The organism is Massilia sp. Masssp93 (assembly GCF_059491295.1).
In genome coordinates, this window is record NZ_CP168502.1 from 1,889,368 (window position 1) to 1,914,743 (window position 25,376).

Here is a 25,376-nt window from a genome sequence, read left to right on the forward strand (position 1 = left end):
GTTATGTCTCCTCGCGGGGTTTGCCGTGTGTGATCAGAATCGGGTGAAGCTGGACTCGTCCAGGTCCGCTTCGCTGGCGAACGCTGGGTTGTGCATCGTGATGCCCTGGCGCTTGGACGGCGCGACCGGCGCGCGCCGCGCCGGCTTGCGGGCCGCTGGCGCAGCATCGCCGCCGGCGAGGCGGAAGAACGCCATCGCCTGCTGCAGCTGCTCGGCCTGGGAACTCATCTCCTCGGCCGTCGCCGCCAGCTCTTCGGAACTGGAGGCGTTCTGCTGCGTCGTCTGGCTCATCTGGCCGACGGCGGCGTTGATCTGGCCGACGCCGGCCGACTGCTCTTCCGATGCCGCCGTGATTTCCTGCACGAGGTCGGACGTCTTGCGGATGTTCGGCACCATGCGGTCGAGCAGGCCGCCGGCGCGTTCCGCCAGGTCCACGCTGTTCGACGCCACTTCGCCGATCTCCTGCGCGGCCACCTGGCTGCGCTCGGCCAGCTTGCGCACCTCGGCTGCCACGACGGCGAAACCCTTGCCGTGCTCGCCCGCGCGGGCCGCCTCGATGGCGGCATTCAGCGCCAGCAGGTTGGTCTGGTAGGCGATGTCGTCGATGATGCCGATCTGCCTGGCGATCTGCTTCATCGCCGCGACCGTGGCCTTCACTGCGTCGCCGCCTTCCGCCGCCTCGCGCGCGGCCTGTGCGGCCATGCCGTCGGTGACGCGGGCGTTTTCGGTGTTCTGCGCGATCGACGCGGTCATCTGTTCCAGCGAGGCGCTGGTTTCCTCGACGCCGGCCGCCTGTTCGGATGCCGCCTGCGACAGCGATTGCGCCGTGGCGCTGACCTGTTCCGACGCCGACGCCAGCGACTGCGCGCCGCCATTCACGTCGCCGACCACCTGCGTCAGCTTCGCGATCATGTTCTTCATCGCGGCCAGCAGCCGGCCCGCTTCGTCGCGCGACGTGGCGCCGATGTCGACGGTCAGGTCGCCGCCGGACAGGCGGTCGGCCGCATCGACGGCGATGCGCAGCGGACGGGTGACGGACAACGTGATGAGCGTGGCCACGAGCAGGGCGAGAATGGCGGCGCCGGCGGTCATGGCGAGCACCTGCTGGCGGGTCTGCTCGTAGTTGCGGCTTGCGTCGTCGGCCACCGTCTGCATCTTGTCCGACTGGTGCTTGGCCAGTTCGTCGACGGCTTCGATCAGCTCGCGGTTGAGCGGCATGTACTCCTTGCTGACGAATTCCGCCGCACGCTGGCGGTCGCCGCGCACCACGCCGTAAAACTGGGCGTACGCCGGTTCGATCGCCGCGTGCTTCTCGACGATTTGCTTGAGCAGCTTCTTGCCCGTCTCGCTGGCGACGAGTTTCGTCAGGTCGCCGACGCGTGCATTCGTGTCGGCGCGCAGCTGTTCGATCAGCTTGCGATAGCGTTCGTTGTCCGCCTCGTCGCTCGTGAGCAGCATGCCGCGCATCTGGCGCGGGATGTCGACGACGTCGCGGATCAGGTCCTTGGCGATGACGACTTTCGGATAGGCGTCCGCCGTGATGTACACGGTGGCCTGGTTCATCGCCGCCATGCGGTTCGTGGCGAGCAGCGCGATCGCCAGCAGCAACAGCAGCACCACGCCGAAGCCGAGGCCGAGACGGATACCGATTTTCAGATTCTTAAGCACGATGGCTCTCCACTTCATTTGAATTGAGACTGGCGATGTATCAGGCCGCCGCGGCCTGGCTTTCGGTTTCGACGCCGGCCAGCAGGGCCGCCATGTCGAGGATCAGCGCCACGTCGCCGTTGCCGAGGATCGAGGAACCGGACAGGAAGCGCGCGCCGGCGAACACCTTGCCCAGCGGTTTGATCACGGTCTGGAATTCGCCCAGCAGGCTGTCGACGACGAGGCCCGCCTTGCGGCCGCCGTAGCGCACGACGACGATGCTCTTGCGCCGCGCCGGCGCGCCCGCCACGCCGAAGCGCTCGCGCAGGCGCACGAAGGGCAGGGGCTGGCCGCGCAGGTCGACCCAGTCGCAGCCCGGCTGGTCGTGGAACTCGATGCATTCCTCGACCATCTCCATCGGAATCACGAACACGGACTTGCCGACGCCGACCTGGAACCCGTTGATGATGGCCAGCGTGAGCGGCAGGCGCACCGTGACGGTGGTCCCGACGCCTTCCGTGCTGGCGACGTCCACGCTGCCGCGCAGGGCGACGATGTTGCGCTTGACGACGTCCATGCCCACGCCGCGGCCGGACAGGTTCGTCACCTGTTCCGCCGTCGAGAAGCCGGGTTCGAAGATCAGGTTGAAGATTTCCTTGTCGGTCAGCAGGCGCCCCGGCTCGACGAGGCCGCGTTCGACGGCCTTGGCGAGGATGCGCTCCCGTTTCAGGCCGCCGCCGTCGTCCGTCACTTCGATCACGATGCTGCCCGAGTCGTGGTACGCGTTCAGGGCGACGGTGCCCTGCGACGGCTTGCCGCGCGCGGCGCGCACGTCGGCCGGCTCGATGCCGTGGTCCATCGCGTTGCGCACGAGGTGCGTGAGCGGATCGCCGATCTTTTCGACGACGGTCTTGTCCAGCTCCGCGTCCTCGCCGCTGACGTCCAGGCGGATGTCCTTGCCCAGCTCGCGCGCCACGTCATGCACGACGCGCTGGAAGCGGTTGAACGTCGCGCCGATCTTCACCATGCGCAGCTGCAGCGCATTGTCGCGTACCTCTTCCACGAGGCTGGACAGCGTGGAGGTGCATTCGAGCAGTTCGGGAATCTGTGTGCGGCGCGCGATGACGTTGGCGCCGGCGCCGGCGATGATCAGCTCTCCCACGAGGTTGATCAGGCGGTCCAGCTTGTCGGCGTCCACGCGCACGGAACGGCTTTCCTGCTGCGGCCGCGCTTCCGGTGCCTGGCGCTGTTTCGCGAGGGCGGCTTCGACGACGGGCGCGCGCACGGCGCCCTGGCTGACGAGGATCGCGCCGATCGGTTGGCCCGGCGCGGCGTTCGCCGCCTGCGCCGCGAGTGCCTGTTCCAGCTCGTGCGCGGTGATGCTGCCGCAGCGCACGAGCATCTGGCCGAGGCGTTCGCGCTGCGCGGACACTTCGTCCAGCCAGGCGATGTATTCGGCGATGCGGTTCTCGGGCGGCAGGATGCGGATGGCGCAGTCCTCGCGCACGAAGTCGAACACGCTGTCGATGGTCGCCTTGTCGGCGTTGCCGGCAAAGCCGATCTCGAAGCCGAGGTAGCAGGATTCGGGATCGAATTCGTCCGCCGCGGGCAGGTCGTCGGCGCTCGTCGCGACGCCCGTGACGGTGCCGAGCTGGCCCAGGTAGCGGATGAACGACAGTGGGTCCATGCCGTTGCGCAGGACGTCGGGTCCGAAGCGCAGCGAGATGTGCCAGTGGCCGGCGGCGCCGGCGTCCGGCGTGCCGGCGGCGCTGGCGCTGGCCGGCGCCGGTGCATCGCCCAGGTAGCCCTGCAGCGCGGCGACGAGCGGCGCGCCCGCGTCCGTGAGCGCGGCGTTGGCGGCGAGCGTGCCGTTTTCGACGGCGTCGACGAGCGCGCCGATGTGGTCGCGGCAGGCGAGCAGCAGCGCCACCAGTTCGTCGCCGAGGGGAACCGTCCCGTCGCGCACCTTGTCCAGGACGCTCTCGGCCACGTGGGTGAATTCGACGACGGGGTCGAAGCCGAACATGCCGGCCGATCCCTTGATCGTGTGGGCCGCGCGGAAGATCGCGTTGACGGCATCGAGGCCGTCGCGCGCGACGGCGAGGAGGGCGGACTCCATCTGCTCGAGCAGCTCGCGGCTTTCGGCGATGAAGGTGTGCGTCACCTGGTCGATGTCGATGCTCATGCCGGATCTCCGTCGAGGTCGACGCCGAGCAGGGCGCAGGCGTCGCGCACCGCGGGGCTGGCGCCGCGCAGCGCCAGATGCCGGCCGAGGCGCGCGGCCTCGCGCCGCGCCACGAGCAGCAACTGCAGGCCGGCGCAGTCGAATTCCGTGACGGACGACAGGTCGAGCGCGGGCGCGGCGCTCGCGCGCACGGCGTCCATCAGCGCGGGTTTCAGTTCCGCGGCGCGGTAGATCGTCATTTCGCCTTCGACCGCCAGGCATGCAGCGGCCCCTTGGCTCGTTTCGCCAATATTCATCATTGCTCCGGGATGCGCCGGCTGTTGCCGGCGGTGGGGTCAGGACAGGGTCAGCTTCTGGACGGCGGCCAGCAGGGCCTCGGGCTTGAACGGCTTGACCATCCAGGCGCGCGCGCCGGCGGCCTTGCCCTGTTCCTTCTTGTCTTCCTGCGACTCGGTGGTCAGCATCAGGACGGGCGTGAATTTGTACGCGGGACGGGTCTTGAGTTCGCGCACGAACGTGATGCCGTCCATGTTCGGCATGTTGACGTCGCTGATGATCAGGTTGACCTTCTGGCCGGTCAGCTTGGCCAGCGCGTCCTTGCCGTCGACGCCTTCGATGACGTCGTAGCCGGCCTGCTTCAGGGCGATGCCGACGACCTGGCGGATCGAAATCGAGTCGTCCACCACCATGATGGTTTTTGCCATGAGAGTTCCTAGAAAAATGTGATTTCTTCGGCCTGCCGCGGGGCCGCCTTGACACTGCTCTTGTGGAGCGTGCGTTCCTCGGCCATCGCGTACGTGCTTTCCAGCTCGGCCAGCAGGCTGCGCGCGTCGAGTGCCTGCGGCGTGCCGCCGTCCTGCGCCTGCTCGTCCAGCCATGCGGGCAGGCGCGCGATGTTGTCGCGGACGTGCGACAGGATCTGGCTGACGCGGTCCTGGAATTGCAGCTGCACGAGCGCATTGCCGACTTCACCCTGGATGCCGGCGCTCTCGCGCGCAAGCAGGTCGGACGATGCGACGAGGGCGTCGGTGACGCCGCGCAGCGAGCCGAGCACGTTGCCGATCATCTGGCCGGACGCCTGCACGGCGCGGGTCTCTTCGCGCATCGAATCGCCCGCGGCACGGCAGGTGGTGTCGATGGCGCTGCTGATCCGGCCGACCTGCTCGGCGATGTGCTTGCCCGCTTCGGCCGAGCGGTTCGACAGCATGCGCACCTCGTTCGCGACGACGGCGAATCCGCGCCCCGCCTCGCCCGCGCGCGCCGCCTCGATGGCCGCGTTCAGTGCCAGCAGATTCGTCTGCCAGGCGATGCTGGCGACGTCCGCCGCCATCTCCTGCAGGTGCGCGGTGACCTCCTGCAGGCCTTCGATCTTTTGCAGCATCTGCTGCTTGCTGGCGGCGGCGCCGGCCAGCATGTCCAGCAGCGAGCGCAACTCCTTTTCGCTCGCCGCGAACACGTCGACGATGCTGCCGCCCTCGCCGTTGCGGGCGGCGCCGGACGTCGCGAGCGCCTGTTCGAGGCGCATGACGATGCCGGAGAAGCGCTGCACGAGCTCCACGACGGCCGTTTCCATCTGCTCGCGCGAGGCGTCGATGTGCGACGTCCACACGCCGGCGACGTCGGCGCCGAACGCGCGGCGGCTGGCGAGGTAGTCGTCCGCCGGCGCATGGCCGTTTGCTGCCGCCGGCATCGCCGCGCGCACGGCGGCGAACGCACCGCCGGCCAGCAGCACGGCGGCGCACAGCCAGCCATGCCAGTGCCAGCCGGCCAGCGGCACGATGACGCAGGCCGCGGCCAGGGCCACGATCAGCGGGGAAGAGGTTTGCAGGGGGCGTAGTCGCGTCACGCGGCGCTCCGTTCGGTCAGTCGGTGTTCGGATGGGGCGAGCATCGGATCGGTATCCGGTGTGTCCCGTGTGTGCTGTTTGTGAACCGCACCGATGAGGATGATTACAGACCGAGTTGCCGTAGCGCAAGCTTTTGCGTCACAAATATGCTGATGGGTCGTATAAACGACACACCCGTTAGATGATCGCTAACATATTGTTATGGCAAGGATTTTTTGCCGGCCGGCGGCGCTTGCGCGGCGCCGGCGTCCGGATGTGCCGTTTGTTAATGTTCAAATATTTAACAATACGCATGCGCCGCGGCGTGCCGGAAGGGCCGGGAAACGCTGCATTCGGAAATCACGAAAGGACACGCCGGGATTGCCGGATTGTGGGGAGGCGCCGCCACGGCTACCATCGACTCATGAACACAATGATCCTGACGTTTGCCGGCGGCGCGGTGGCCGGTGCGATGAATGCGCTGGCGGGGGGCGGTTCGTTCGTCAGCCTGCCGGTGCTGATCGCGGCGGGCGTGCCTCCGGTGCAGGCGAACGCTTCCAGCACGGTCGCCCTGTTTCCGGGCGGGGTGGCGAGCGCATGGGCGTATCGGGACGGCCTGGGCACGGTCGGCGCCGTTCCGCTCCGCGGGTTGCTGGCCGCGACGCTGTGCGGCGGCCTGGTGGGTGCGGTGCTGCTGTTGCGGACGTCATCCGCGGCGTTCACGGTCGTGCTGCCGTGGCTGTTGCTGGCGGCGTCCGTCGCCCTCGCGTTCGGACGGCGCATCGGGGACGCATTGCGTGCGCGCTGGCGCATCCGCCCGCATGCGGTGCTGGCCGTGCAGTTCGCGCTCGGCATCTACGGCGGCTACTTCGGCGGCGCGGTCGGGATCATGATGATCGCGGTGTGGGGCCTGCAGGGCTGCCACGACCTGAAACGGCTCAACGCACCGCGCACCTTGCTGGTCAGCGCGGCGAATACGGTGGCCGTACTCGCCTTCATCGCGGCGGGCGCGGTGCGCTGGCCCGAAACGCTGGCGATGCTGGCGGGCGCGCTCGTCGGCGGCCATGGCGGCGCGCACCTCGGACGGCGCGCGCCATCCAACGTCATCCGCGCCGTCACGCTGTTCGCCACGACCTGCATCACGCTCGCCTTCTTCGTCAAAACCTATGTCATGTGAGGACACCATGCTCCAGGCCTTGCTCGCAACGACAGGACTGCTCGCCATCGCGGCCAGCATCGCGGCCAAATTCGTCAAGCTGCCGGACGGCGCCGGCGGGGATGACGCGCCGCGCGGCCGCCGGCGCCGACGCGGCGCGTGCGCCGGTCAGCGCTTCAGCTGCGCCAGGTCGCGCACGGCGCCGCGGTCGGCCGACGTGGTCAGCGCCGCGTAGGCCCGCAGCGCCTGCGAGACGGCGCGCTCGCGGTTCACCGGCTGCCAGGCGGCCGCGCCGCGCGCGTCCATCGCGCTGCGGCGCTGCGCCAGTTCGTCGGCCGTCACGCGCAGGTTGATGGTGCGGTTCGGGATGTCGATGTCGATCATGTCGCCTTCTTCCACGAGGCCGATCGCGCCGCCTTCCGCCGCTTCCGGCGACGCGTGGCCGATCACGAGGCCGGACGAACCGCCCGAGAAGCGGCCGTCGGTGAACAGCGCGCAGGCCTTGCCGAGGCCCTTCGACTTGATGTACGACGTCGGGTACAGCATTTCCTGCATGCCCGGGCCGCCTTTCGGGCCTTCGTAGCGGATGATGACGACGTCGCCCGCATGTACCGTGTCGCCCAGGATGGCTTCGACGGCCGCGTCCTGGCTTTCGAACACGCGCGCCTTGCCGGAGAACTTCAGGATGCTGTCGTCGACGCCGGCCGTCTTCACGATGCAGCCTTTCTCGGCGATGTTCCCGTACAGGACCGCGAGGCCGCCGTCCTGGGAGTAGGCGTGCGCGCGGTCGCGGATGCAGCCTTCGGCGCGATCCAGGTCGGCCGTGGCGAAGCGTTCGGCCTGCGAGAACGCGGTCTGCGTCGGCACGCCGCCCGGCGCCGCGCGGAACAGGGTGTGCACGGCCTGGTCGTCACTGCGCTTGATGTCGTACTTTTCGATCGCGTCGCCCAAGGTCGGCGAGTGCACGGTCGGCAGCGAAGTGTCCAGCAGGCCGGCGCGCGCCAGCTCGCCCAGGATGGCGATGATGCCGCCGGCGCGGTGCACGTCCTCGATGTGGTATTTGTTGGTCATCGGCGCGACCTTGCACAGGCACGGCACCTTGCGCGAGATGCGGTCGATGTCCGCCATGTTGAACTCGACGCCCGCTTCGTGCGCGGCGGCCAGCAGGTGCAGCACGGTGTTGGTGGAGCCGCCCATCGACACGTCCAGCGCCATCGCGTTCTCGAAGGCGGCGCGGGTGGCGATGCTGCGCGGGAGGACCGTGTAGTCGTCCTGCTCGTAGTGGCGCTTGGCCAGGTCGACGATCAGGCGGCCCGCGCGCAGGAACAGTTCCTTGCGGTCGGCGTGCGTCGCGAGGACGGTGCCGTTACCCGGCAGCGACAGGCCCAGCGCCTCGGTCAGGCAGTTCATCGAGTTCGCCGTGAACATGCCGGAGCAGGAGCCGCAGGTAGGGCAGGCCGAGCGCTCGACTTCGGCGACGTCGGCGTCCGAGATGTTCGAATCGCCGGCCTGGATCATCGCGTCGACGAGGTCCAGCTTGATGATCTTCTTGTCGTTGTTGACGACCTTGAGCACCTTGCCCGCTTCCATCGGGCCGCCCGACACGAACACGGTCGGGATGTTGATCCGCATGGCGGCCATCAGCATGCCCGGGGTGATCTTGTCGCAGTTCGAGATGCAGACCATCGCGTCGGCGCAGTGCGCGTTGACCATGTACTCGACGGAGTCGGCGATCAGGTCGCGCGACGGCAGCGAATACAGCATGCCGCCGTGGCCCATCGCGATGCCGTCGTCGACGGCGATGGTGTTGAATTCCTTGGCGACGCCGCCCGCCGCCTCGATCTCGCGCGCGACCAGCTGGCCCAGGTCCTTCAGGTGCACGTGGCCCGGCACGAATTGGGTGAAGGAGTTGACGACGGCGATGATCGGTTTGTCGAAGTCGCCATCCTTCATGCCGGTCGCGCGCCACAGGGCGCGGGCGCCCGCCATGTTGCGGCCTTGGGTCGTGGTATGGGAACGGTAAGTGGGCATGCTGTCTCCTCTGGGAATCCGAAAAGCATCAGGGTGCCGTTTCGGCGGAGAGTTGTCCAATATATGATTCGGTGGCCTGTGATTCGTATTTCATATCAGCGCGCCAGAATTATTGCATTTTGGTAAATATATCTTTTACACTGGGGCATGCTGATCCGGACTATTGTCAATTCTGGGCTGAGACGCGGCCTGAAGCCGCTGTGGAACGACATCCCGTCCGTCGGGCGCATGCGCGCGACGTACCTGCGTATCGACCGTCTGGGGACGCTCGGCCGGCGGCCCGTGCGGGTCCATGCCGCTGAGGTCGGCGGTGTGGGCGTGGAATGGATCGGCCGGCCCGACGCGGCCCGCGACGGCGTCATCCTGTATCTCCATGGGGGCGGCTTCGCGGTACGTCCTGCATTGGCCGATCGCCGTTACTGTGCCGGACTGGCGCGCCGCACCGGATGTCCCGTCGTGCTTGTGCCGTACCGGCTCGCGCCCGAGTTTCCGTTTCCGGCGGGCCTGGAAGACTGCTGCGCGGCCTACGCGGGCCTGCTTGCCGCCGATATTCCGGCGCACAAGATCGTCGTGATCGGCCATTCCGCCGGTGCGAACCTGGCGCTCGTGCTGCTGATGCGGGCGCGCGACAACGGTTGGCCCCAGCCGGCGGCCGGCATCCTGCTGTCGGCACCGACCGACCTGACCGCCGGCAGTCCGTCCGCATCCGCCAACGCCGCGCGCGACAGCATGCAGGGACCGAACATCTGGCCGTGGGTGAGGATGACTTACCTTGGCGCCGTCGACCCGGCGCACCCGGACGTCTCGCCGCTGTTCGGCGACTGGACCGGCCTCGCGCCGCTCCATTTCCACGTCTCGGACACCGAGATCATCCTCGACGACAGCGGGCGGGCGGCCGAACGTGCGCGCCAGGCCGGCAATCGCGTCACGCTCTCCATCTGGCACGACGTGCCGCACAGCTTTTATTACATGAACGCGCTGCGGGAGGCCTGGCGGTGCCGTGCCGAGGTGGTGGCGTTCGTGACGGACGCGTTGCGGCGGACGTAAAAAAGGCGGCCCGCAGGCCGCCTCGATTCCGTGCGTAGGGTGGGCACCCTGTGCCCACGCGTAGCGCATGCGTGACGCGGACGTCCGCGTGGGCTCGGGGAGCCCACCCTACGTTGAATGTCACATCCTTACCACCACATGCCGTAGATGGTCGCCAGCGCCACGCAGATGACGGCCGAGCCGAAGGCGAACGCGCCGTCGACCTTGAACAGCTTGGTGTCGACGATCAGCGCTTTCACTTTGCCGCGGGCGAACACGGTGCTGAGCAGCACCATGCCGGCGACGACCAGCCAGAACACGATGAACATGCGGTCCAGGAACGGGATCTCGTACACGCCCGAGCCATTGTCGTGGGCGAAGCCGATCGGCGCCAGGAAGTGCAGGTCCATCATCGTCGGCAGGAACTTCAGGATGATCGAGAACACGAGACCGCCGATCGTGGCGAACATCGCCGCGTCCGCCGTTGTCTTTTTCCAGAAGAAGCCCAGCAGGAACATGGCCAGGATGCCCGGCGAGACGAAGCCCGTGTATTCCTGGATGTACTGGAAGCCGCCCTTCTTGTCGATGCCCATCAGCGGGGCGATCACGACGGCCAGCAGCATCGACACGATGACGGTCATGCGGCCGATCCACACCATCTTCTTCTCGCTGACGTTCGGGTGCAGGCGCTTCTGGTAGATGTCGAGCGTGAAGATCGTGGCGATCGAGTTGGCCTTGCCGGCCAGCGACGCGACGACGGCGGCCGTCAGCGCGGCGAACGCGATGCCCTTGATGCCCGACGGGAGCATCGCCAGCAGGGTGGGGTAGGCGCGGTCCGGATTCAGTTCGCCGCCGACGCGCATGGCGTCGCCCAGCACGCCGGCGCGGTCCAGCGCGAACGCGGCAATGCCCGGCATGACGACGATCATCGGCATCAGGAGCTTGAGGAACGCGGCGAACAGCAGGCCCTTGCGCGCGGTCGGCAGGTCGGCGCCGAGGGCGCGCTGCGTGATGTACTGGTTGCAGCCCCAGTAGTTCAGGTTGACGATCCACATGCCGCCGATCAGCGTCGACAGGCCCGGCAGGTCCATGTAGTTCTTGTTGTCGCGGCCCAGCACCATTTCGAAGTGGTCGCGGGTCGTGTTGTACAGGGTCGAAAAGCCCTGCAGCGCGCCGTGGCCCTGGCCCAGCTTGGCGACGAGGTCCAGCGCCAGCCACGTGGTCACGAGGCCGCCGATGACGAGGCAGGTCACCTGGATGACGTCGGTGTAGCCGATGACCTTCATGCCGCCCAGCGTGATGATGGCGGCGAAGACGGCCAGGAACAGCATGCAGGGCAGCACGCCGACGCCGGTGACGCTGCCGATGGCCAGCGCGCCCAGGTACAGGATCGAGGTCAGGTTGACGACGACGTACAGGCCGAGCCAGAACAGCGCCATCGTCGTGGCGACGGCCTTGCCGTAGCGCTGTTCGAGGAACTGCGGCATCGTGTAGATGCGGTTCTTCAGATACACCGGCATGAAGAACACGGCGACGATGACGAGCGTGGCGGCGGCCATCAGTTCGTACACCGCGATGGCCATGCCGATGCGGAAGCCCGAGCCGCTCATGCCGATGAACTGCTCGGCCGAGATGTTGGACGCGATCAGCGACGCGCCGATGGCCCACCAGGTGAGGGAGCCTTCGGCCAGGAAGTAGTCGTGCGAGGCAGACGTGGGAGCGTCACCGTGCTTGATGGCGTTCTTGCGGCGGTAGATCCAGATGCCGTAGCCGGCGACGACCAGGAAATACACGAGGAAGACAATGGAGTCTAGAGGGGAGATCAGGTTCATGAGATTGTCTCGTATGACAGGCGGCGCTCGAACGAGGCGCCATCCGCTGGTTTGTTATATCGTCCGCCGACGCCGGCATGTACCGGTGGCTGCCGGGAATACCGTCGTCGAGCTTCCAATTTACAAGAGACTATCGGAAACGCAGAAGAAATGCTATTCCAAAATATGCTTTTTGGGCAATTTTATAACACTTTTTGTTTGCGCAAACATGTAGGGTGGGCACCCCGTGCCCACGCGTGACGCGCGCGTCGAGGCGAACGCAAATTGTGGGGCAGAGCACGTTGTGTGGACGCGCACGTTGCGCCAACGTCCGCGTGGGCGGGGGCCGCCCACCCAACGTGGTGTCATCGGAACTGGCTTTGGAACAGAAACGGACGCGGAGACCGCGGATGCACGGCGCCAGGCCGGCGCCGTGCGGAGGAGACCGGTCAGGCGACGACGAGCGCCCGGCCGCCGGACGCGCGGCGTGCGTGCGCGTCGAGCTTGAACACGCTGACCAGGTGGTCGAGCGCCTCGGCCTGCTCGTGCAGGCTGTGGGCGGCCGTCGCGGCTTCTTCGACGAGGCCGGCGTTCTGCTGCGTGACCGTGTCCATCTGCGAGATGGCCTGGTTGACCTGCTGGATGCCGGCGCTCTGTTCGCGGCCGGCGTGGCTGATCTCGACCATCAGCTCGTGCATCCGCTGCACGGTCTGCAGCACTTCACGCATGGTGGCGCCGGCTTCGGACACGAGGCCGGCCCCGCTTTCGACCTGCTGGACCGAAGCGCCGATCAATTCCTTGATTTCCTTGGCCGCCGCCGCCGAACGCTGGGCGAGGGTACGCACTTCGCCCGCCACGACCGCGAAGCCGCGGCCCTGCTCGCCGGCGCGCGCCGCTTCCACGGCCGCGTTCAGCGCCAGGATATTGGTCTGGAAAGCGATGCCGTCGATGACCGCGATGATGTCGACGATCTTCTGCGACGACGCGTGGATCGAGCCCATCGTGTCGACGACGCGCGCCACGGCGGTGCTGCCCTGCTGGGCGACGCCGGCCGCCGTGTCGGCGAGGGCATTGGCCTGCTGCGCGTGTTCGGCGTTGTTGCTTACGGTCGTCGTCAGCTCTTCCATCGAGGCGGCGGTCTGCTGCAGCGCGCTGGCCTGCTGCTCGGTGCGCGACGACAGGTCCATGTTGCCGGCCGCGATCTGCGTGGAGGCGCTGGAGATGGTGCCGGTGGCGGCGCGCACGTTGCCGACGATGTGGGCCAGGTTGGCCTGCATCGACTTCATGGCCGCGAGCAGGCTGGCGTCGTCGCCGGGGCGCGTCTCGACTTCCATCGACAGGTCGCCGGCCGCGATGTGCTTGACGATGTCGGTCGCGTAATCCGGCTCGCCGCCCAGGCGGCGCATCAGCCAGCGCGTGAGCAGCGCGGCGCCGGCGGCGCCCAGCAGCACGCTGCCGCAGAGGAGGGCGATGATCAGCACGCGCGACTCGGCGTAGCGCTTCGAGCCGTCGCGGGCGGCCGCGGGGCCGCCTTCCGTATACATGTCGACGGCCTTGTCGACGTTCTTGCGCAGGGCGACGATCAGCTTGTTCGATTCGCCGCGGATCAGCGTCTTGGCCAGCGCGTCGTCGTTCTGGCGCGCGGCGGCGCGCACCTTGGCGTCTTCCGCCATGTAGCGCTGCCACATGTCGAGGAATTCCGCGTAGCCCTGCTTTTCTTCCGGCGTTTCGAGCAGCTTGACGTAGTCGTCCTGCATGGCTTTCAGGTCGACGAGGTCTTGCGCGATCACGTTGTCGTACTTGTCCATCTCGGACTGGTCGCTGGAGATGATGTATTGCAGCTCGCGCGTGCGGATGCGGGCGATCTGGGACTTGATGTCTTCGATGACGCGGATGCCCGGCATCCAGTGCCCGGACAGGCGCAGCGACGTCTCGTTGACCTTGGCCAGCTGGTGGATGGAGAAGACGCCGACCAGCACGGTCAGGGCGAGGACGGCGGCGAAAGTGATGCCCAGCTTGCTCGCGAGGCGGAGTCGGTTGAACCAGTTCATCGGGAGTGTGTTTTCGTGAGAGTTAAGGGAAAAGGAATGTTTCCGAAAGTCAATAATGATAACCGACATTCGATCCGCGCGTCATGTCCTGGCGCAGTATTTACGTTCTAAACCGCAACTAAATTGCCACAAATGTGTGCTGCCCGGCGGTAACGTGCGCGAGGTTGCATGAATGACAGCCTATACTCGGCTCGTTGTTCCGTAACTTCACACGTACACTCCATCGATGGCGCCACCGTTTTCACGTCCCGCGGTACTGTTCGTCAAGCTGATCCTGCTGGGTCTGCTGGTCGCGGTTGCAGCCTGGATCGTACTGGCTCGCTGGACAATGACACCCCGTCACGTGGCGTACGCACCGGTGGCCCAGCCCATCGCCTTCAGCCACAAGCACCACGTGTCCGACGACGGCATCGATTGCCGCTACTGCCACACGGCGGTGGAAAACTCGGCCACGGCGGGCATGCCGTCGACATCCGTCTGCCTCAGCTGCCACTCCCAGCTGTTCCTCGACTCGCCCGCGCTGGCCCCGCTGCACGACAGCGCGCGCACGGGCAAGCCGATCCACTGGGTGCGCGTGCACGACCTGCCGGACTTCGTCTATTTCGAACACGACATCCACGTGGCCAAGGGCGTGGCCTGCATCGAATGCCACGGCCGCGTGGACCAGATGCCCATCACGTGGCGCACGGCGTCGCTGGAAATGCAATGGTGCCTGCGCTGCCACCGCGATGCGCCGCACCACGTGCGGCCGTTGAACCAGGTGCTGTCGATGGCGCCGGAAAAGCCTTTGCGTCCGGAAGAAATCCGCCAGCTGAACCGCCTGTACCAGCTGCGCGACGCCCAGGCGCTGACCAATTGCTCGACCTGTCACCGCTAGGTTGCCGACAATGACGAAGCACGACCATCCCATCATTCCCATCGCCCAGGACGAGCCGTCGCGGCGCCGTTTCCTGAAGCTGATGGCCGCATCGGCGGCGCTGGCCGGCGCCGGCTGCAGCGGGCCGCCGGCCGAGCCCATCGTGCCGTACGTGACGATGCCGGAGCAGGGCGTGCCGGGCCTGCCCATGTTCTACGCGACCGCGTTCGTGCGCCACGGGCTCGCGCACGGCGTGCTCGTGGAATCGAACATGGGGCGGCCGACGAAGGTCGAGGGCAATCCCGACCATCCCGTGAGCGCCGGGACGACCGACGTGTTCGCGCAGGCGTCGATCCTGCAGCTGTGGGACCCGGACCGCTCGCAGGCCGTGTTCCGCGGCGACGAGTTGGCGACGTGGGGCGCGTTCGAGGCCGCGCTGCAGGCGCGCCGGCCCCGCTTCGAACGGGACGGTGGCGCCGGCCTGCGTATCCTGACCGGCACCGTCACGTCGCCGACCCTCGCGAACCAGCTCGCGGCCCTGCAAAAGCGCCTGCCGAACGCGCGCTGGCATGCGTGGGACCCGCTGCACGACGACGGCGCCGCGCAGGCCGCGCAACTGGCGTTCGGCCGTCCCCTCGACGCATCGTACCGGCTGGACGGGGCGGGCGTCGTGCTGGCGCTGGACGCCGACCTGTTCGGGACCATGCCCGGCAGCCTGGCCCACGCGCGGGCGTTCACGGCGCCGCGCCGCCTCGGCGCGCAAGCCGGCGCGAATCGCCTGTACATGCTGGAAGCGACGCCGACCCTGACCGGCGCCTACGCCGACGCGCGCCTGGCGCGGGCGCCGCACGAGATCGAGGCCGCGCTGTGGCGCATCGCCGCGCGCCTGGGCGCCGCGCCGGACGTGGGCGGCGCCGCCGACCCGGCGCTGGAGCGCTGGGAGGCGGCGGTCGCGAAAGCGCTGGACGGCGCCCGCGGCCGGGCCCTCGTCGTCGCCGGTCCGGCCGTGAGCCCGGCCGGCCGCGCGCTGGCGTACGTGCTGACCCGGCGCCTGAACGGCGGCGCGGACGGTCCGCTGGCCTTCATCGAGCCCGTCGAACGCAGCCCGCTGGACCACGGCGAATCGATCGCCGCGCTGGCCGACGACATGCGCGCCGGCCGCGTCGACACCTTGTTGATGCTGGACGCGAATCCCGCCTACGACGCGCCGGCCGACCTCGATTTTTCCGCGCTGCTGGCGCGCGTGCCGCTCAGCGCCCACCTGGGCCTGTACCGCGACGAGACGGCGCGCGCGGCCGGCTGGCACCTGTCGATGGCGCATTGCTACGAGGCGTGGAGCGACGCCCGCGCGCACGACGGCACGGCGAGCATCGTGCAGCCGCTGGTCGCGCCGCTGTACGGCGGCCGCTCCGCGCACGAGATCCTCGCGCTGCTGGCCGGCGCCGACACCCGCGACGGCCACGCGCTCGTGCGGGCGTCCTGGCCGGACGGCGACGCGGCCTGGCGCGACAGCCTGCGCCGCGGCATCGTCGACGGCAGCGCAGCGGTGCCGGTCGCGCCGCCGGCCGCGCGCGCCGTCGTGCCGCCAGCCGCGGCGACGGCGGCGCCGCTCGTCGCCCTGTTCGCACCCGATCCCGCCGTCGACGGCGGCGCCTTCGCCAACAACGCCTGGCTGCAGGAGTTGCCGCGCCCGCTGACGTCGCTCACGTGGGACAACGCGGCCCTCATCGGCCCGGCCACGGCGGCGCGCCTGCACCTCGCCGACGGCATGGTGGCGCGCCTGCGCGTCGCGGGCCGCGCGATCGAGGCGCCCGTGCTCGTCGTGGCCGGACAGGCCGAGGGCGTCGTCACGCTGCCGCTCGGATATGGCCGGCGCGCGGCGGGCGGCGTCGGGGAGGGCGTCGGCTTCGATGCGTATCGCCTGCGCACGCGCGCCGCGCTGGCCGCGCCGCCCGTCCTGACGGTGGAGACGACCGGCCGCACGCACGATCTCGTGTTCCGCCAGCGCGAAGTCGACATGCACGGACGCGCGCCGGTGCACGTGCGCGAACTCGCACGCGGCGCGCCGCGCGAGCGCGAGAACGAAGAACACGGGTCGATGTATCCGAAGCGCGAGTACGACGAGTACAAGTGGGGCATGGCGATCGACCTGAACGCCTGCATCGGCTGCGCGTCGTGCACGATCGCGTGCCAGGCCGAGAACAACATCCCCGTCGTCGGCAAGGAAGAAGTGGCGCGCGGCCGCAGCATGCACTGGATCCGCGTCGACCGCTACCAGGCCGGCGCGCGCACGCTGTTCCAGCCGGTGCCGTGCATGCATTGCGAGCACGCGCCGTGCGAGGAAGTGTGCCCGGTCGGCGCCACGATGCACGACAGCGAGGGCCTCAACGTGCAGGTCTACAACCGCTGCATCGGCACGCGCTTCTGCTCCAACAATTGTCCGTATAAAGTCCGGCGCTTCAACTTCCTGCAATACTCGAACCAGAACGTCGAGAGCCTGAAGGCGCTGCAGAACCCCGAAGTGACGGTGCGCCGGCGCGGCGTCATGGAAAAGTGCAGCTACTGCCTGCAGCGCATCACGCGGGCCCGCATCGAGGCCGAAAAGGCCGGGCGCCGCATCCGCGACGGCGAGATGGTCACCGCCTGCCAGGCCGTCTGCCCGACGCGCGCGATCCGCTTCGGCGACCTGAACGACCCGGCAAGCGACGTCGTCGCGGCCAAGGCGTCCGATCTCGGCTACGATCTGCTGGAAGAGCTCAACACGCGGCCGCGCACGAGCTATCTCACGCGCGTGCTGAACCCCGATCCGGAGCTGGAATGAGCACGCCCGACACGCGCGCCAACACGGACAGCCTGCATTCGAAGGGGAGCGCCGTGCTGCGCCCCGGCTGGGGGTATGCGAGCGTCACGGACAAGATCGCGGGCATCGTCCTCACCGACCATTTCGGCTGGCGCTGGTGGACCGCGTTCCTGTTCGCGTCCGCCGGCGTGTTCGCGCTGCTGCTCGCCATCACGTGGCTGCTCGTGAAGGGCATCGGTATCTGGGGCGTCGACATGCCCGTCGCCTGGGGCTACGCCATCGGCAACTTCGTGTGGTGGATCGGGATCGGCCATGCGGGCACGTTCATCTCCGCCGTCCTCCTGCTGCTGCGCCAGAAGTGGCGCACGTCGATCAACCGCTTCGCCGAGGCGATGACGCTGTTCGCGGCGGGCATCGCCGGCCTGTTCCCGATCCTGCACCTGGGGCGGCCGTGGTTCTTCTACTGGCTCGTGCCTTACCCGAACGTGATGAACGTGTGGCCGCAGTGGCGCAGCCCGCTCGTGTGGGATTTCTTCGCGATCGCGACCTATCTCACGGTGTCGCTGCTGTTCTGGTACGTCGGCCTGATCCCCGACCTGGCCACCCTGCGCGACCGCGCCGGCCAGCGCGGCGAGCGCACCGCCCAGGTCACGTACGGCCTGCTGGCGCTGGGCTGGCGCGGCGAGGCGCGGCACTGGGCCCGCTACGAATGGGCGTACCTGCTGCTGGCGGGGCTCGCGACGCCGCTGGTCGTGTCGGTGCACACGATCGTCTCGCTCGACTTCGCGGTCGGGAACACGCCCGGCTACCACTCGACCATCTTCCCGCCTTACTTCGTGGCCGGCGCGCTGTTCTCCGGCTTCGCGATGGTGCTGACCCTCGCCATCCCGCTGCGTCACGCGTTCGGCCTGCAGGATTTCATCACGCAGCGGCACCTGGCCAACGCGGCCAAGGTGCTGCTGGCGACGAGCTGGCTCGTGAGCTACGGCTACATGGCGGAGATGTTCACCGCGTTCTACAGCGGCGACGTGTACGAGCGCTACATGACGCTGAACCGCTTCGCCGGCCCGTACGGCCCCGTGTACTGGGCCATGCTGACCTGTAACGTGCTCGTGCCGCAGCTGTTCTGGTTCCGGCGCGTGCGCCACAGCGTCGCGCTGTTGTTCGTGCTGAGCCTCGTCATCAACTGCGGCATGTGGATGGAGCGCTTCCTCATCGTCGTCACGTCGCTGCACCGCGACTACCTGCCGTCCGCCTGGGGCATGTTCTACCCGACGCGCTGGGACTGGATCACGCTGTTCGGCTCCATCGCGCTGTTCGTCTGGCTGTTCCTGCTGTTCGTGCGCTTCCTGCCCGCGATCTCGATCGCCGAGATGCGCGAGCTGGTGCGCGAATCCGCCAAGGGGGAAGCATGAGCGAACGCGCGCTCTACGGCCTGCTGGCCGAATTCCCCAGCGCCGAGGCCCTGTGCGCGGCCGCGCGCCACGTGCGTGCGCGGGGCTGGACCCGGGTCGAGGCGTATTCGCCGTTCCCCGTCGAGGGCCTGGACGCGATCATCGGCGCCGAGAAGGGCTGGATCGCGCCCGTCACGCTGCTGGGCGGGATACTCGGCGGCGCGGGCACCTACTTCCTGCAATGGTATGCGGCCGTCGTCGACTACCCGATCAATATCGGCGGGCGGCCGCTGAACAGCTGGCCCGCGTTCATCCCGGCCACGTTCGAGATCACGATCCTCGGCGCGGCGCTGGCGGCCACGGTCGCGATGCTGGCGCTGAACGGCCTGCCGCGCCTGTATCACCCGCTGTTCGAGGTCGAGGAGTTCGAGCTCGCGAGCCGCAACCGCTTCTTCCTGTGCCTGCCCGCGCGCGACCCCGTGTTCGCGCCCGGCCCCGCGCGCGACCTGCTCGCGGAACTGCATCCGCTGCTGCTGCGCGAGGTGCCGGCATGAACCGCGTGCTGCTGGCATTGACGGCGGCCGGCCTGCTCGCCGGCTGCGAAGGCGCGAAGCAGGACATGTACGACCAGCCGCGCTATAAAACCTACGCACCGAGCCCGCTGTTCGACGACGGCGCGTCGGTGCGGCCGCCCGTCGCCGGCACGGAACCGCGCGCCCGCGGCGCCTTCGCCGACAGTTCCGGCGGCCGCCAGGGCGTCGACCTCGTGCGGCGCGACGTCGAGGCCGAGGCGGCGCAGACGAACCCGTACCCCGTCGACATGACCCTGCTGAAGCGCGGCCAGGACCGCTACATGATCTATTGCATGCCTTGCCACAGCCCGGCCGGCGACGGCGACGGCCTCGTCGTGCGGCGCGGCTTTCCGGCGCCGCCGACCTATCACCAGGACCGGCTGCGCAACGTCCCCGACCGCCACATCTACGACGTGATCAAGAACGGCTACGGCGTGATGGTGCCCTACGGCGACCGCGTCGAACCGGCCGACCGCTGGGCCATCGTCGCCTTCATCCGCGCGCTGCAACTGAGCCAGCACGCGGAGGTGGCCGCGCTGCCGCCGGACGTGCGCGCCCACCTCGGAGGCCAGCCATGAAGCCGCGCACGTTCGCCTGGCCGGCGCTGGCGCTGCCCGCCATCGCGCTCGTCGCCGCGTGGGCCGGCTGGCGCCTCGACCTGCGCGCGCTGCTGGCCAGCTACCTGGCCGCGTGGTGGTTCGTCACGGGCGCGCTGCTGGGCGGGCTCGCCAACGTGTGGCTGCACCAGCTGACGGGCGGCGCGTGGGGCGAGACGATCCGCAGCCCGCTGCTGCGCGCGGCCCGCTGGCTGCCGCTCGCCTGCATCCTGTTCCTGCCCGTGCTGCTGGGCGCGCCGCTGCTGTATCCGTGGCAGCACGGCGTCACGGGTGCGTCGGACGCGGCGTTCCGCCACGCGTGGCTGAACCCCGTGTTCTTCACGGTGCGCAGCGTCGTCTATCTGCTGCTGTGGAGCGGCCTCGCCATCGTCGAGACCCGCGCCCGCACCCGGTCGACGGCGCGCGCCGCGGCCTGCCTGCTCGTGTACGGCTTCTCGGTCAGCCTCGCGGCCGTCGACTGGATCATGTCGCTGCAGCCGGAATGGTATTCCAGCGTGTTCGGCTGGCTGGCCGGCACCGGGCAGATGCTGACGGGGCTCGCGCTGGCCGTGGTGCTGATCGACCGCGGCGCCGCGCGCAAGCGCCTGCCCGACCTCGGCAACCTGCTCATGATGTACGTGCTGACGTGGGCCTATCTCGCGTACGTGCAATTCCTCATCATCTGGGCGGCCGACCTGCCGCATGAAATCTCGTGGTATCTGCGGCGCGGCGCGCCCGGCTGGCAGGCGGTGGCGTGGGTGCTCGTCGTCGGCCACTTCGCCGGGCCGCTGTGCATCCTGCTGTCGCGCTACGCGAAATCCGCGCCGGCGCTGATGGGCGTGCTGGCCGGCGCGCTGCTGGCGGCGCACCTGCTCGACTGCTGGTGGCTCGTACTGCCGTCCGTCCAGCACCTGACGCGGCACTGGCTGTGGCTCGCGCCGCTCGTCGCCAGCGGCTTCGGGTTGCTCGCGTGGCTGGCGCTGACCCGTCACGGAAAGGAGGGCGCGCATGCCTGACCACACCGGCAACGACCTCGACCTGCGCGGCCTGCGCCGCGGCGCGTACGTCATCGTGGGCGGCATCGCCTGCGCGCTCGCCGCCGGCGCGCTGGTGCTGCGCGCATGGGGACCGGCCGCCAACACGCCGGCGCATCCGTTCCAGGGCGCGGCGCCGCTGCTGCAGCCGGCGCCGCAGCCGGACCGCGTCGATTATTTCGCCGAAAAGCGCCGCGTCACCGGAAGCTACGGCTGGGTCGACCGCCAGGCCGGCATCGCGCGCATTCCGCTGGACGAGGCGATGCGGCTGCTGGCCGCGCGCGGCGGCGCCGCCAGTCCCGCCGGCGCGCCGGCGCCGACCCCGGGCCGGACGCCGCCCGTCCTCGCTCCCGGCAAGGTGGCGCGATGAAGGCCGCCGCCGCGTTCCTGTTCGCCTTCGTGCTGCTGGCCTGCGGCCCGGCCGCCGCGGGGGCGCTGGCGTTGCCGCCGCCACCGGCCGCGCGCTTCGATCCCGTGCCCGGCGCCCGGCTGCCGCTGGACGCCGTCCTGCGCGACGAGGCGGGCCGCCAGGTCCCGCTGGCCACGCTGTTCGACCGTCCCGTCGTGCTGGTGCCCGGCTATTACACGTGTCCGAACCTGTGCAGCACCCTGTTCGAAGGCGTGCTGCAGGCGCTCGCGCTGTCCGGGCTGGCGGCGGGCGACTATCGCCTCGTCGGCCTGTCCGTCGACCCGCGCGACGGCGCCGCGGCGGCGTCGGCGAGGAAGCGCGCCTATGCCGCCCTGCTGCCCGGCGGCGCGGCCGACCTCACCCTGCTGACGGGCGATGCGGCCACGCTTGCGCGGCTGCAGGCGGCGCTCGGCTACCGCACCGTGCCCGATCCGCGCACCGGCGAACTGGCGCACGCCGCCGGCTTCGCCGTGCTGGATGCGGACGGCCGCATCGCGCGCGGCTTCTCCGGCGTGCGCTTCGATCCGGCCGCCCTGCGCGCCGCCGTGAAAGCGGCCGCGCGCGAAGAACCGGCGCCATCGTTCGGCCAGCAGGTGCTGCTGCTGTGCGCGCACTACGCGCCGACGTCCGGCCTTCACACCGGCGGCGCGCTGGCGGCCGTTCGCGCCGGCGTGCTGCTCCTGCCATTGCTGTTCTGCGGCTGGCTGTGGCGCCGGCGGGGAGGGCGGTCGTGAACACGGACTTCCACCTGCTGCCGGCGGACGCCGCCGCCTCCGCCGCGCGCCTCGACAGCCTCGCGCTCTGCCTGCTGCTGCTGACGGGCGCCGTCGCACTGGTCCTGCTCGCGCTGATGATCGGTTTCTCGATCCGCTACCGGGCCGGCTCGAAGGCCGACCGCACCCACGTGCCCAAGAAGGGCCTGCCGGTGGAGATCGCGTGGACCGTGATCCCGCTGCTCCTGTTCCTCGGCATCTATGCGTGGGGCGCCGTCGACTACATCAAGCTGTACCAGGCGCCGGCCAATGCGATGCCCGTGTTCGTCGTGGCCAAGCAGTGGATGTGGGAGGCCGAACACAAGAACGGCCGGCGCGAGATCGGCCAGCTGCACGTGCCGCTGGGCCGGCCCGTGCGCCTGACCATGACGTCGCAGGACGTGATCCACAGCTTCTTCGTGCCGGATTTCCGCGTCAAGCAGGACGTCGTCCCGGGCCGCTACACGTCCATCGTCTTCACGCCGAGCCGCACCGGCGAGTACCGGCTGTACTGCGCGGAGTACTGCGGCACGGAGCACGCGATGATGCTGGGGCGGGTCGTCGTCATGCAGCCGGCCGCATTCGCCCAGTGGCTGGAGGCGGGCCCGCGCCAGCCCGGCATGGCGGCGCGCGGCCACGAGCTGTACCGGCGCTACGGCTGCAGCGGTTGCCACGATCCGGGGTCGAGCGTGCACGCGCCCGATCTGACCGGGCTGCTGGGCCGGCGCGTGCACCTGGCGGACGGGCGCGAGCTGACGGCCGACGAACCGTACGTGCGCGACTCGATCCTGGTGCCGGGCAAGGACGTCGTCGCGGGCTACGCGCCGATCATGCCGTCGTTCGCGGGACAGGTCGGCGAGGAGGACATCCTGGCCATCATCGAATACATCAGGGAGAGCGCGCATGACCAGCGCACAGAACGACGCTAGCGTCGTCGACGAGGGATCGCCGCCGCACGCGCGGCACGCGCCGAGCTACCTCGAGGGGGGCTACCGGCTGACCGACTGGCTCACGACGCGCGACCACAAGCGCATCGCCGTCCTGTACGCGATCTCGATCACGTTCTTCTTCTTCCTCGGCGGCGTGGCGGCCGCGCTGATCCGGCTCGAACTGGCGACGCCGGCGGGAGACCTCGTCAGCGACGACACGTACAACAAGCTGTTCACGGCGCACGGCATCATCATGGTGTGGCTGTTCCTGATCCCGTCGATCCCGGCGGTGCTCGGGAATTTCCTGATGCCGCTGATGATCGGCGCGCGCGACCTCGCCTTCCCGCGGCTGAACCTCGCCAGCTGGTATCTGTACATGCTGGGCGGCGCGATCGTGCTGTGGGCGCTGCTGGCGGGCGGCGTCGACACGGGGTGGACGTTCTACACGCCGTTCTCGTCGATGTTCTCGAACTCGCACGTGGTGGCGGCGCTGTCCGGGGTGCTGGTGCTCGGGTTCTCGTCGATCCTCACGGGCCTGAACTTCATCGTCAGCGTGCACACGCTGCGCGCGTCGGGCCTGTCGTGGTTCCGCCTGCCGCTGTTCGTGTGGGCGAACTACGCGACGTCGCTGATCCTCGTGCTGGCCACGCCCGTGCTGGCGATGACGCTCGTGCTGGTCGCCATCGAGCGGCTGTTCCAGGTCGGGATCTTCGACCCCGCGCTCGGCGGCGACCCGCTGCTGTTCCAGCACCTGTTCTGGTTCTATTCGCATCCGGCCGTGTACATCATGGTGCTGCCGGCGATGGGCGTCGCCAGCGAGATCATCCCGTGCTTCGCGCGCCGCCCGGTGTTCGGCTACCGCTTCATGACGTATGCGATCCTCGCCATCGCCGTCATCGGCTTCCTCGTGTGGGGCCACCACATGTTCGTCAGCGGCCAGTCGATGTATGCGGGGCTGGTGTTTTCGCTGCTGTCCTTCCTCGTCGCCATTCCGTCCGCGATCAAGGTGTTCAACTGGACGGCCACGCTGTACAAGGGCAGCATCGTGTTTTCGGCGCCGATGCTGTACGCGCTCGGCTTCGTCGGCCTGTTCACGATCGGCGGCCTGACGGGCCTGTTCCTCGCGGCGCTCGCGCTGGACGTGCACCTGTCCGACACGTATTTCGTCGTCGCCCACTTCCACTACATCATGGTGGGCGGTTCGGTGATGGCCTACCTGGGCGGCATCCACTTCTGGTGGCCGAAGGTCACGGGACGGATGTATTCCGAGACGTGGGGCAAGGTCGCGGCGCTGATCATCTTCGCCGGCTTCAACCTGACGTTCTTCCCGCAATACCTGCTGGGCTATGCCGGCATGCCGCGCCGCTATCACACGTATCCGCCGGAATTCCAGCTGCTGCACGTGCTGTCGTCGGCCGGCGCCGTGACCCTGGCCGTCGGCTACCTCATGCCGCTCGGTTACCTCGCGTGGTCGCTGCGCTTCGGCGCGCGGGCGCCGGCGAATCCGTGGCGCGCCACGGGCCTCGAATGGCAGACGGACTCGCCGCCGCCCGAACACAATTTCGCGACGCCGCCCGTCGTCGTGCGCGAGCCCTACGCCTACACGCCGGAGTCGCCATGAGCGCGCACGAGACCTCGTTGCCGCCGCTCGAACCGCAGTTCGGCAGCCACGCGCAGCAGGATTTCGCGCGCTCGTTCGGCATGTGGGTGTTCCTGTCCAGCGAGCTGCTGTTCTTCGGCCCGCTGCTGTTCGGCTACCTGTATCTGCGCATGCATTATCCGCAGGCGACGGGCATGGCCAGCCGCCACACCGACATGCTGCTGGGGACCGTCAACACGGCCGTGCTGCTGACCAGCAGCTTCTGCATGGCGCTTGCCGGCCACGCCGCGCAACATGGGAAGGACATGCGCGGCCGCCGCCGCGCCGCGCGCCTGCTGGCGCTGACGGCGCTGCTCGGCGTCGTCTTCCTCGCCATCAAGGGCTATGAATGGCACCAGGAATTCGGCGAGCACCTGTTCCCGGGCATCGGCTTCCGGCCCGACGATGCGACCGATCCGGCCACCGTCCACGGCATCGAGCTGTTCTTCCTGCTGTACTTCGCGGCCACCGGCCTGCACGCGCTGCACCTGCTGATCGGCGTGTCGGCCTGCGTGTGGCTGATGCTGGTGCTGCGCCATGCGCCGCCGCGCGGACCGGGCAACGAGGCGGTCGAACTCACCGGCCTGTACTGGCACTTCGTCGACGTGGTGTGGATCTTCCTGTACCCGTTGCTGTACCTGACGGCGCGCTCGGGAGGCTGAC

General features: G+C 68.9%; 21 protein-coding genes. 13 read left to right on the top strand and 8 right to left on the bottom strand.

The features are described 5' to 3' along the window. Positions 1 to 33 precede the first annotated feature (33 nt). From ACEN9Q_RS07930 to ACEN9Q_RS07950, 5 genes are read right to left on the bottom strand one after another with little or no spacing between them, the layout of a single operon-like run. Entirely contained in the window at positions 34 to 1,668 is a 1,635-nt protein-coding gene (locus tag ACEN9Q_RS07930) for a methyl-accepting chemotaxis protein (protein WP_495627954.1), read from the bottom strand. 40 nt (positions 1,669 to 1,708) lie between these two features. After that, complete coding sequence (locus tag ACEN9Q_RS07935; RefSeq protein ID WP_495628927.1) at positions 1,709 to 3,826, bottom strand: chemotaxis protein CheA; 2,118 nt, start codon at positions 3,824 to 3,826, stop codon at positions 1,709 to 1,711. A 2-nt stretch (positions 3,827 to 3,828) separates the two neighbouring features. Further along, positions 3,829 to 4,128 (bottom strand): STAS domain-containing protein, encoded by a 300-nt coding sequence (locus ACEN9Q_RS07940; protein ID WP_056450413.1) that lies wholly within the window; start codon positions 4,126 to 4,128, stop codon positions 3,829 to 3,831. A 39-nt stretch (positions 4,129 to 4,167) separates the two neighbouring features. Beyond that, positions 4,168 to 4,536 (bottom strand): response regulator, encoded by a 369-nt coding sequence (locus ACEN9Q_RS07945; RefSeq protein WP_056450415.1) that lies wholly within the window; start codon positions 4,534 to 4,536, stop codon positions 4,168 to 4,170. A gap of 8 nt (positions 4,537 to 4,544) precedes the next feature. Continuing rightward, on the bottom strand, positions 4,545 to 5,678 hold the full coding sequence (locus ACEN9Q_RS07950) for a methyl-accepting chemotaxis protein (protein WP_495627955.1): 1,134 nt from the start codon (positions 5,676 to 5,678) through the stop codon (positions 4,545 to 4,547). 403 nt (positions 5,679 to 6,081) lie between these two features. Between ACEN9Q_RS07950 and ACEN9Q_RS07955 the strand changes: the two genes are divergently transcribed. Then, on the top strand, positions 6,082 to 6,834 hold the full coding sequence (locus tag ACEN9Q_RS07955) for a sulfite exporter TauE/SafE family protein (RefSeq protein WP_056450420.1): 753 nt from the start codon (positions 6,082 to 6,084) through the stop codon (positions 6,832 to 6,834). A gap of 147 nt (positions 6,835 to 6,981) precedes the next feature. Here the strand turns inward: ACEN9Q_RS07955 and ilvD are convergent, their stop codons facing one another. After that, a complete protein-coding gene (gene ilvD, locus ACEN9Q_RS07960; RefSeq protein ID WP_056450424.1) occupies positions 6,982 to 8,844 on the bottom strand; it encodes a dihydroxy-acid dehydratase in 1,863 nt (620 codons plus the stop codon). A gap of 228 nt (positions 8,845 to 9,072) precedes the next feature. On the opposite strand from ilvD, the gene ACEN9Q_RS07965 reads away from it, so the two are divergent. Continuing rightward, positions 9,073 to 9,891 carry an alpha/beta hydrolase gene (locus tag ACEN9Q_RS07965; protein WP_495627956.1) on the top strand — a complete coding sequence of 273 codons (819 nt, stop codon included), beginning with the start codon at positions 9,073 to 9,075 and terminating at the stop codon, positions 9,889 to 9,891. A gap of 128 nt (positions 9,892 to 10,019) precedes the next feature. On the opposite strand, the gene ACEN9Q_RS07970 is transcribed toward ACEN9Q_RS07965, so the two are convergent. Next, positions 10,020 to 11,702 carry a sodium:solute symporter family transporter gene (locus ACEN9Q_RS07970; protein ID WP_495627957.1) on the bottom strand — a complete coding sequence of 561 codons (1,683 nt, stop codon included), beginning with the start codon at positions 11,700 to 11,702 and terminating at the stop codon, positions 10,020 to 10,022. 428 nt (positions 11,703 to 12,130) lie between these two features. Next, positions 12,131 to 13,732 (bottom strand): methyl-accepting chemotaxis protein, encoded by a 1,602-nt coding sequence (locus ACEN9Q_RS07975; RefSeq protein WP_495627958.1) that lies wholly within the window; start codon positions 13,730 to 13,732, stop codon positions 12,131 to 12,133. A 226-nt stretch (positions 13,733 to 13,958) separates the two neighbouring features. Between ACEN9Q_RS07975 and ACEN9Q_RS07980 the strand changes: the two genes are divergently transcribed. From ACEN9Q_RS07980 to ACEN9Q_RS08030, 11 genes are read left to right on the top strand one after another with little or no spacing between them, the layout of a single operon-like run. Beyond that, positions 13,959 to 14,609 (top strand): cytochrome c3 family protein, encoded by a 651-nt coding sequence (locus ACEN9Q_RS07980; RefSeq protein ID WP_495627959.1) that lies wholly within the window; start codon positions 13,959 to 13,961, stop codon positions 14,607 to 14,609. Positions 14,610 to 14,619: 10 nt separating this feature from the next. Beyond that, the gene (locus ACEN9Q_RS07985) at positions 14,620 to 17,409 is read left to right on the top strand and encodes a 4Fe-4S dicluster domain-containing protein (RefSeq protein ID WP_495627960.1); all 2,790 of its coding nucleotides are present in this window, start codon (positions 14,620 to 14,622) and stop codon (positions 17,407 to 17,409) included. Further along, entirely contained in the window at positions 17,406 to 18,803 is a 1,398-nt protein-coding gene (gene nrfD, locus ACEN9Q_RS07990; RefSeq protein WP_495627961.1) for an NrfD/PsrC family molybdoenzyme membrane anchor subunit, read from the top strand. Before ACEN9Q_RS07985 ends, nrfD begins: the two co-directional genes overlap by 4 nt. Further along, positions 18,800 to 19,336 carry a DUF3341 domain-containing protein gene (locus ACEN9Q_RS07995; RefSeq protein WP_495627962.1) on the top strand — a complete coding sequence of 179 codons (537 nt, stop codon included), beginning with the start codon at positions 18,800 to 18,802 and terminating at the stop codon, positions 19,334 to 19,336. Before nrfD ends, ACEN9Q_RS07995 begins: the two co-directional genes overlap by 4 nt. Next, positions 19,333 to 19,932 (top strand): c-type cytochrome, encoded by a 600-nt coding sequence (locus ACEN9Q_RS08000; RefSeq protein ID WP_495627963.1) that lies wholly within the window; start codon positions 19,333 to 19,335, stop codon positions 19,930 to 19,932. Before ACEN9Q_RS07995 ends, ACEN9Q_RS08000 begins: the two co-directional genes overlap by 4 nt. Further along, the gene (locus ACEN9Q_RS08005; protein ID WP_495627964.1) at positions 19,929 to 20,966 is read left to right on the top strand and encodes a hypothetical protein; all 1,038 of its coding nucleotides are present in this window, start codon (positions 19,929 to 19,931) and stop codon (positions 20,964 to 20,966) included. The genes ACEN9Q_RS08000 and ACEN9Q_RS08005 overlap by 4 nt, the downstream gene beginning before the upstream one ends. Continuing rightward, positions 20,959 to 21,354 carry a hypothetical protein gene (locus ACEN9Q_RS08010; RefSeq protein WP_495627965.1) on the top strand — a complete coding sequence of 132 codons (396 nt, stop codon included), beginning with the start codon at positions 20,959 to 20,961 and terminating at the stop codon, positions 21,352 to 21,354. Before ACEN9Q_RS08005 ends, ACEN9Q_RS08010 begins: the two co-directional genes overlap by 8 nt. Then, positions 21,351 to 22,127 carry an SCO family protein gene (locus ACEN9Q_RS08015; protein ID WP_495627966.1) on the top strand — a complete coding sequence of 259 codons (777 nt, stop codon included), beginning with the start codon at positions 21,351 to 21,353 and terminating at the stop codon, positions 22,125 to 22,127. The genes ACEN9Q_RS08010 and ACEN9Q_RS08015 overlap by 4 nt, the downstream gene beginning before the upstream one ends. Next, positions 22,124 to 23,074 (top strand): cytochrome c oxidase subunit II, encoded by a 951-nt coding sequence (gene coxB, locus ACEN9Q_RS08020; protein WP_495627967.1) that lies wholly within the window; start codon positions 22,124 to 22,126, stop codon positions 23,072 to 23,074. Before ACEN9Q_RS08015 ends, coxB begins: the two co-directional genes overlap by 4 nt. Further along, positions 23,049 to 24,695, top strand: coding sequence for a cytochrome c oxidase subunit I (ctaD, locus tag ACEN9Q_RS08025; protein WP_495627968.1), 1,647 nt, complete (start codon positions 23,049 to 23,051; stop codon positions 24,693 to 24,695). The genes coxB and ctaD overlap by 26 nt, the downstream gene beginning before the upstream one ends. Next, positions 24,692 to 25,375 (top strand): cytochrome c oxidase subunit 3, encoded by a 684-nt coding sequence (locus ACEN9Q_RS08030; protein ID WP_495627969.1) that lies wholly within the window; start codon positions 24,692 to 24,694, stop codon positions 25,373 to 25,375. Before ctaD ends, ACEN9Q_RS08030 begins: the two co-directional genes overlap by 4 nt. Position 25,376: the final 1 nt, after the last annotated feature.